The 7,727-nt window shown below is 62.6% G+C and carries 2 protein-coding genes, 1 tRNA gene and 1 rRNA gene; 3 read left to right on the forward strand and 1 reads right to left on the reverse strand.

Features of this window, described 5'->3' with window-relative positions; all coding sequences use genetic code 11:
• Positions 1 to 131 precede the first annotated feature (131 nt).
• Complete coding sequence (gene clpB, locus QX126_RS19895; RefSeq protein ID WP_315736251.1) at positions 132 to 2,771, forward strand: ATP-dependent chaperone ClpB; 2,640 nt, start codon at positions 132 to 134, stop codon at positions 2,769 to 2,771.
• Between the two features lie 118 nt (positions 2,772 to 2,889).
• Here clpB and QX126_RS19900 read toward each other — a convergent pair whose 3' ends face one another.
• A complete protein-coding gene (locus tag QX126_RS19900; RefSeq protein WP_315736252.1) occupies positions 2,890 to 4,953 on the reverse strand; it encodes a M23 family metallopeptidase in 2,064 nt (687 codons plus the stop codon).
• Between the two features lie 807 nt (positions 4,954 to 5,760).
• Here QX126_RS19900 and QX126_RS19905 point away from each other — a divergent pair.
• Together QX126_RS19905 and QX126_RS19910 are read left to right on the forward strand one after the other, a co-directional pair.
• Positions 5,761 to 7,249, forward strand: a 16S ribosomal RNA gene (locus QX126_RS19905).
• A 248-nt stretch (positions 7,250 to 7,497) separates the two neighbouring features.
• A tRNA-Ile gene (locus QX126_RS19910) sits at positions 7,498 to 7,574 on the forward strand.
• The last annotated feature ends 153 nt before the right edge of the window (positions 7,575 to 7,727 follow it).

Raw genomic sequence — 7,727 nt, forward strand, 5'->3', positions numbered from 1 at the left:
AGCTCAAGCCGGGCGCAAGCCGGCGACGTCAGGGGTGCGGCGTTGATGGACGTCAACGTGCGCGGTCCGAAACCCAATGAAGATGCTGAAACCGTGCCTTCGGGGCGTCACAGCAGGCTGAGGGAAATATCATGAATATCGAAAAATATACCGAGCGCGCCCGGGGCTTCATCCAATCGGCGCAATCGCTGGCCGTGCGCGACGGCCATCAGCAGTTCTCGCCGCTGCATCTGCTGAAAGTCCTGCTCGACGACGGCGAGGGACTCGCGGGCGGTCTCATCGACCGCGCCGGCGGCAATTCGCGCGCGATCCTGAAAGCGACCGAGGATGCGCTGGGCAAGCTGCCGAAGGTGTCGGGCAGCGGCGCCGGACAGGTCTATCTGTCGCCCGAGCTGGCGCGCGCCTTCGACGCGGCGGAGAAGGCGGCCGAGAAGGCCGGCGATAGTTTTGTCACGGTCGAGCGGCTGCTGCTCGGGCTGACGCTGGAGAAGAACAGCGAAGCAGGCGGCATCCTCGCCAAGGGCGGCGTCACCGCGCAGAACCTCAACGCGGCGATCGAATCCCTGCGCAAGGGCCGCACCGCCGACTCGGCGACCGCCGAGAATGCATATGATGCGCTGAAGAAATATGCCCGCGACCTGACCCAGGCGGCGCGCGACGGCAAGCTCGATCCGGTGATCGGCCGCGACGAGGAGATCCGCCGTACGATTCAAGTTCTGTCCCGGCGCACCAAGAACAATCCCGTACTGATCGGCGAGCCCGGCGTCGGCAAGACCGCGATCGTCGAGGGCCTCGCGCTGCGCATCGTCAATGGCGACGTGCCGGAGAGCCTGAAGGACAAGCGGCTGTTGTCGCTCGATCTCGGCTCCCTGATCGCGGGCGCGAAATATCGCGGCGAGTTCGAGGAGCGGCTGAAGGCCGTGCTGCAGGAGGTCACGTCAGCCGAAGGCACCTTCGTGCTGTTCATCGACGAGATGCATACCCTGATCGGCGCCGGCAAGGCCGACGGCGCGATGGATGCGTCGAACCTGCTGAAGCCCGCGCTCGCTCGCGGCGAGCTGCACTGCATCGGCGCGACCACGCTCGACGAGTATCAGAAGCATGTCGAGAAGGACGCCGCGCTGGCGCGGCGCTTCCAGCCGGTCTACGTCACCGAGCCGACGGTCGAGGACACCATCTCGATCCTGCGCGGATTGAAGGACAAATACGAGCAGCATCACGGCGTGCGCATCACCGATTCCGCGCTGGTGGCCTCGGCGACGCTGTCGAACCGCTACATCACTGACCGCTTCCTGCCCGACAAGGCCATCGACCTGATGGACGAGGCGGGCGCGCGGCTGAAGATGCAGGTCGATTCCAAGCCGGAAGAGCTGGATTCGATGGATCGCGAGATCATCCGGCTCAAGATCGAGCAGGAAGCGCTGAAGAAGGAGACCGATCCGGGGTCCAAGAGCCGGCTGCTGACCTTGGAAAAGGAGCTCGCCGATCTCTCGGAGAAGTCGGCTGGCCTGACTGCGCGCTGGAGCGCGGAGAAGGACAAGCTGTCGAATGCGCAGAAGCTCAAGAGCGAGCTCGACGGCCTGCGCATCGAGCTCGCCAACGCGCAGCGCCGCGGCGAGTATCAAAAAGCGGGCGAGCTGGCCTATGGCCGCATCCCGGAGCTGGAGAAGCAGCTGGCCGACATCGAGGCCAAGGAGAATGCCGGCGAGATGATGGAGGAGGCGGTCACCGCCAACCACATCGCGCAGGTGGTCTCGCGCTGGACCGGCGTGCCGGTGGACAAGATGCTCGAGGGCGAGAAGGACAAGCTCCTGCGCATGGAGGATTCTCTCGGCAAGCGCGTCGTCGGCCAGTTCGAGGCCGTGCATGCGGTCGCGACCGCCGTGCGGCGCTCGCGCGCCGGCCTTCAGGACCCGAACCGACCGATGGGCTCGTTCATGTTCTTGGGCCCCACCGGTGTCGGCAAGACCGAGCTGACCAAGGCGCTCGCCGAGTATCTGTTCAACGACGAGACCGCGATGGTCCGGCTCGACATGTCCGAGTACATGGAGAAGCACTCGGTGTCGCGGCTGATCGGCGCGCCTCCCGGCTATGTCGGCTATGACGAGGGCGGGGCGCTGACGGAAGCCGTGCGGCGCCGGCCCTACCAGGTCGTGCTGTTCGACGAGATCGAGAAGGCGCATCCGGATGTCTTCAACGTGCTGCTGCAGGTGCTCGACGACGGCCGCCTGACCGACGGCCAGGGCCGCACCGTCGACTTCCGCAACACGCTGATCATCATGACCAGCAATCTCGGCTCCGAGTTCCTGGTCAATCAGCCGGAGGGCGAGGATACGTCGGAGGTGCGCGAGCTGGTGATGGGCACGGTGCGCGGGCATTTCCGGCCCGAGTTCCTCAACCGCGTCGACGAGATCATCCTGTTCCACCGCTTGCAGAAGAGCGAGATGGGGCGGATCGTCGAGATCCAGTTCACACGGCTCCAGAAGCTGCTGGAGGAGCGCAAGATCACCTTGTCGCTGGATGGCGACGCGCGCGACTGGCTCGCCGCCAAGGGCTGGGATCCGGCCTACGGCGCACGTCCCTTGAAGCGGGTGATCCAGCGCAGCGTGCAGGATCCGCTCGCCGAGATGATCCTCGCCGGCGATGTCAAGGACGGCGACAAGGTCGCCATCTCCTCGGAAGGCAATGTGCTGACCTTCAACGGCAAGGCGCATCGCACCGCCGAGATCGCGACGTTCGAGGCGCCGATCCCGAAGCGCAAGCTGAACTGAAGCGGCGCTGCGCCGAATGCAAGCAAAGGCGGCCCGCGCTGAGCGATCAGCGCGGGCCGCTTGCGTCGGCAAAAAGACTTCCTTGGGTTGAACGGGCCAGCCCGGCGAGGCCGGGCTTTTAGCGGCTGACCTGGATCGGGCCGGCGTCGGAGATGCGCGAGGCACCGGCGCCGCGGCTGGTCATCATCTGGTCGACGCGATCGCGCTCCTTCTCGAAGCTGGCCATGATCTGGCCTTCGAGCGACCGGCCGCGCGGCAGCTTCACGCGCATCGGGTCGACGAAGCGGCCGTTGACCAGGATCTCATAGTGGACGTGCGGGCCGGTCGACATGCCGGTCGAGCCGACGAAACCGACGACCTGGCCCTGGCGCACGCGCTTGCCGGGCTCCATGCCCTTGGCAAACGCCGACAAGTGGCCATAGGCCGTCTCGTAGCCGTTGTTGTGCTTGATGCGGATGTATTTGCCGTAACCGCCTTCGGTGCCGACCTTCTCGAGAACGCCGTTGCCGGAGGCGAAGATCGGGGTGCCGTAGGCGGTGGCCCAGTCGACGCCGGTGTGCATCTTCACATAGCCGAGGATCGGATGGCGGCGGCCGCCGAAGCCGGAGCGCATGATCGCGTTGTTGACCGGCTTGCGCACCAGGAACTTCTTCGCGCTCTTCCCGGTCTCGTCGTAATAGTCGACGACGCTGTCGTCGGGGGTCTGGAACCGGTAGTATTTCTTGGTCTCGCCGCCGACCGTCAGCGCAGCGAACAGCACCTCGGTCTTGTCGTTGTTGCCGGGCTTGTCGTCATCGTCGCCGGCATAGAACACGTCGAACGAATCGCCCGGCTGCACCTTGCGCTGGAAGTCGACGTCGTAGGAATAGATCCGGACCATGTCCTCGATGACCGGCGTGGGCACCTTGTTGCGCATCGCCGTCTCGTAGATGCTCTGATAGAGGCGGACACCGGTGCCGTCATCCTCCTCGTCGTTGGTGTTGTCGGCGGTCTCGGTGACCGTGTTCATGCTCTGCGCGTCCACGGCGACGTATCGTCCGAGGTCCGACAGCGCGGCCACCGCCTCGATCATGGTGTCGTTGGCGATGATGACCCGGAACGGCTGCAGCCGGGCGCCGGGGGCAGGGCCGGACGGCGCCATCAGGATACGGAGCTTCTCGCCTTCCTTCAGCCCGCCGTCACGGCCGCGTGGGCCGAGCTGGGCGGCAATCGCCCTGGCCTCGTCGGGCGTCGCGCCCTGGTCGCGCAGGATCGATGTGACGGTATCGCCCTTCTTGACCAGGTGGACACGCTCGCCGAGCGGATTGCCGCCGGTGATCTGGTCCTTGGTCTTGGGGAGCAAGGTGACATTTTCCGGCACCACCCGGGTCTCGAAGCCGGCGTAAGGATCTGGCGAGGTGCCGTCATTGGCGTAGGACAGTTTCAGGTCGCCGCCTTGGACGGCCTGTGCACCGGCCGCGTCAGCGGCGGCATTGGCGAGCGAGGCGTAGCGGACGCCGCCATTGTTGCCGCGCCAGTTCGCCGCATCGCGAACCCGCATGACGATTTCGTCGAGCGCCACCGAGGTCGCGATCTTCGCCTTGGGGAGCACCGCGGCGAGATCCTTGGTGACGAACGAGACTTCGGCGTCGGGCTCGACGGCCTCCGGATTGTTCGGATCCTCGCCGGACCCGGTCTTGTCGTTGTCGGTGTCGCTCAGCAGGCGCTGGGCGTTGAACGGCGGGATCTTGGCGGAAAGATCGCTCGTCGTCATCGACAGGTTGCCCGAGATCCGGACATAGGGACGGACCCGGATCAGCTCGCGCGATCCGGCGCGGGTCACGGTCGAGATGCGCACCACATTGCGCGCCGCCGCCGCTTCGCTCGGCGGCGGCAGGCGATCGCTCTTGCGCAGGGTGGCAACGCGGTCATTGGCGCCGAAGGCGCCGCGCAGCGCGCTCTCCATCCGCTCCGGCATGCGAGCGAAGGTCATTTCGCCGTCGAGCGACGCAAAAACGGCGCCGCCGATCAGGGCTGCGCCGCATAGACCAGTCAGAATCGTACCGGAGAACCATTGCACGGAGACGCGGCGGCGATCGATCACCGCGGCCTCGGAGCCATCGACCGATAGCGGCGGCTCATGACCGAGATCGATCATGCCGACCTCGCGTCCATACCCCCCGCGTGACGTCCGATGGTTCAACCTTCGTCCCCCAAGTTCAAAGTCAGCGCCGAAATCACTCAGCTGCCGGTCGGCTTAACGTCCAAGACAAACGGCTCGGAATGATGGCGCGCTTCTGACGGTTCGAGACTCTCTGGCCCGAAAGCCGGAATCCGCGAACCGCTATTGTTCTTCAGGATCTCTCGATGTCGTCTCGGCCGTATGAGTCAGGCGAAGGGCTCGCCACTTCCTTGATCTGGATCATCCTTGAATCGATGGCGGTCCCCGCTGGACCCAAATCAACCCAGGTCGATGCTTAACAAATCGTCGCAGGATTGTGGCCCAAGTGGGGCACGAAGTCCGCAAGAAGTCTGGGTTCTCTGGCCGTCCCGGAAAAAATGATTCGATGCGACGATTTGTTGACATTGGGCGTTGACACCCCGATCGGACCCCCCTATAAGCACGGTCACTGAGCGCGGCGCCGCTTCGGGACACACCGAGGCGAGCATTCGCGCCAATATTGCTCCTCACTTCTGCTGAGCGATGCACAACCGGTAGAACCCGGTTGCTCATCGATGTCGGAAAAGGTTGGGCGACCCCTCCATCCGAGGGTGGGACTGAGGTCCCGGGCTGTTTGACAAGTGAAGATGAAGAAAGAGAAACGTGGACGGCGGAGTCCTTGCGGGTCTCGGGATTGAGAGCTTCGGCTTTTGGTTCTGGGATCGGACGAGAAGACTTCGGCGGACAATGTTTCAAAGGTAACACCATGGTTTTCGCGCTGTGAAGCGTGGAGATCGATTGGTGGGACCTCGTCAAACGTTGTGATCAGCCGGTTCAAGGCTTCAAGTTCAACTTGAGAGTTTGATCCTGGCTCAGAGCGAACGCTGGCGGCAGGCTTAACACATGCAAGTCGAGCGGGCGTAGCAATACGTCAGCGGCAGACGGGTGAGTAACGCGTGGGAACGTACCTTTTGGTTCGGAACAACACAGGGAAACTTGTGCTAATACCGGATAAGCCCTTACGGGGAAAGATTTATCGCCGAAAGATCGGCCCGCGTCTGATTAGCTAGTTGGTGGGGTAATGGCCCACCAAGGCGACGATCAGTAGCTGGTCTGAGAGGATGATCAGCCACATTGGGACTGAGACACGGCCCAAACTCCTACGGGAGGCAGCAGTGGGGAATATTGGACAATGGGGGCAACCCTGATCCAGCCATGCCGCGTGAGTGATGAAGGCCCTAGGGTTGTAAAGCTCTTTTGTGCGGGAAGATAATGACGGTACCGCAAGAATAAGCCCCGGCTAACTTCGTGCCAGCAGCCGCGGTAATACGAAGGGGGCTAGCGTTGCTCGGAATCACTGGGCGTAAAGGGTGCGTAGGCGGGTCTTTAAGTCAGGGGTGAAATCCTGGAGCTCAACTCCAGAACTGCCTTTGATACTGAAGATCTTGAGTTCGGGAGAGGTGAGTGGAACTGCGAGTGTAGAGGTGAAATTCGTAGATATTCGCAAGAACACCAGTGGCGAAGGCGGCTCACTGGCCCGATACTGACGCTGAGGCACGAAAGCGTGGGGAGCAAACAGGATTAGATACCCTGGTAGTCCACGCCGTAAACGATGAATGCCAGCCGTTGGTGGGTTTACTCACCAGTGGCGCAGCTAACGCTTTAAGCATTCCGCCTGGGGAGTACGGTCGCAAGATTAAAACTCAAAGGAATTGACGGGGGCCCGCACAAGCGGTGGAGCATGTGGTTTAATTCGACGCAACGCGCAGAACCTTACCAGCCCTTGACATGTTTGGGACCGGTCGCAGAGATGTGACCTTCTCTTCGGAGCCCGAAACACAGGTGCTGCATGGCTGTCGTCAGCTCGTGTCGTGAGATGTTGGGTTAAGTCCCGCAACGAGCGCAACCCCCGTCCTTAGTTGCTACCATTTAGTTGAGCACTCTAAGGAGACTGCCGGTGATAAGCCGCGAGGAAGGTGGGGATGACGTCAAGTCCTCATGGCCCTTACGGGCTGGGCTACACACGTGCTACAATGGCGGTGACAGTGGGAAGCTAAGGGGCAACCCTTCGCAAATCTCAAAAAGCCGTCTCAGTTCGGATTGGGCTCTGCAACTCGAGCCCATGAAGTTGGAATCGCTAGTAATCGTGGATCAGCACGCCACGGTGAATACGTTCCCGGGCCTTGTACACACCGCCCGTCACACCATGGGAGTTGGCTTTACCTGAAGGCGGTGCGCTAACCAGCAATGGAGGCAGCCGACCACGGTAGGGTCAGCGACTGGGGTGAAGTCGTAACAAGGTAGCCGTAGGGGAACCTGCGGCTGGATCACCTCCTTTCTAAGGATGGCTCTTCAGCATGATCTTCGGATCGACTGGTCTTCGGACCGGTCAGCTATCGAGCTGTTTTAGAAACATCAGGGGCCACCGAGACCGCCAGGTCTTGCGTGAGCTCCATTGGCGGGATTTCGCCGTCTTCGTTTCTCTTTCTTCGCGGACGAACACGCTGCCTGGGGCTGCGCGGTCGCTGCTTTTGCTTCGTAGGCTTTGGCCTTCGCGGGCCGGGTGGTGACGAGCTTCGAGCGTTAGGGCTTGTAGCTCAGTTGGTTAGAGCGCGCGCTTGATAAGCGTGAGGTCGGAAGTTCAAGTCTTCCCAGGCCCACCAGCCTTCGCGCCTGCCGGCGCTACGGCTCGGCAAGCCAGAAGATGCGCGAAGGCTGTCGCGCCGAAGCCCAAAGGGCGGAGGCGGACTGGTCGACGTGAACTTTGGTTAGCCGTCGTCTCGACGATCTTGCGGCTTTGCATTCGTCTTTCCGGT

The organism is Bradyrhizobium sp. SZCCHNPS1003, from assembly GCF_032381555.1.
Classification (GTDB): Bacteria; Pseudomonadota; Alphaproteobacteria; order Rhizobiales; family Xanthobacteraceae; genus Bradyrhizobium.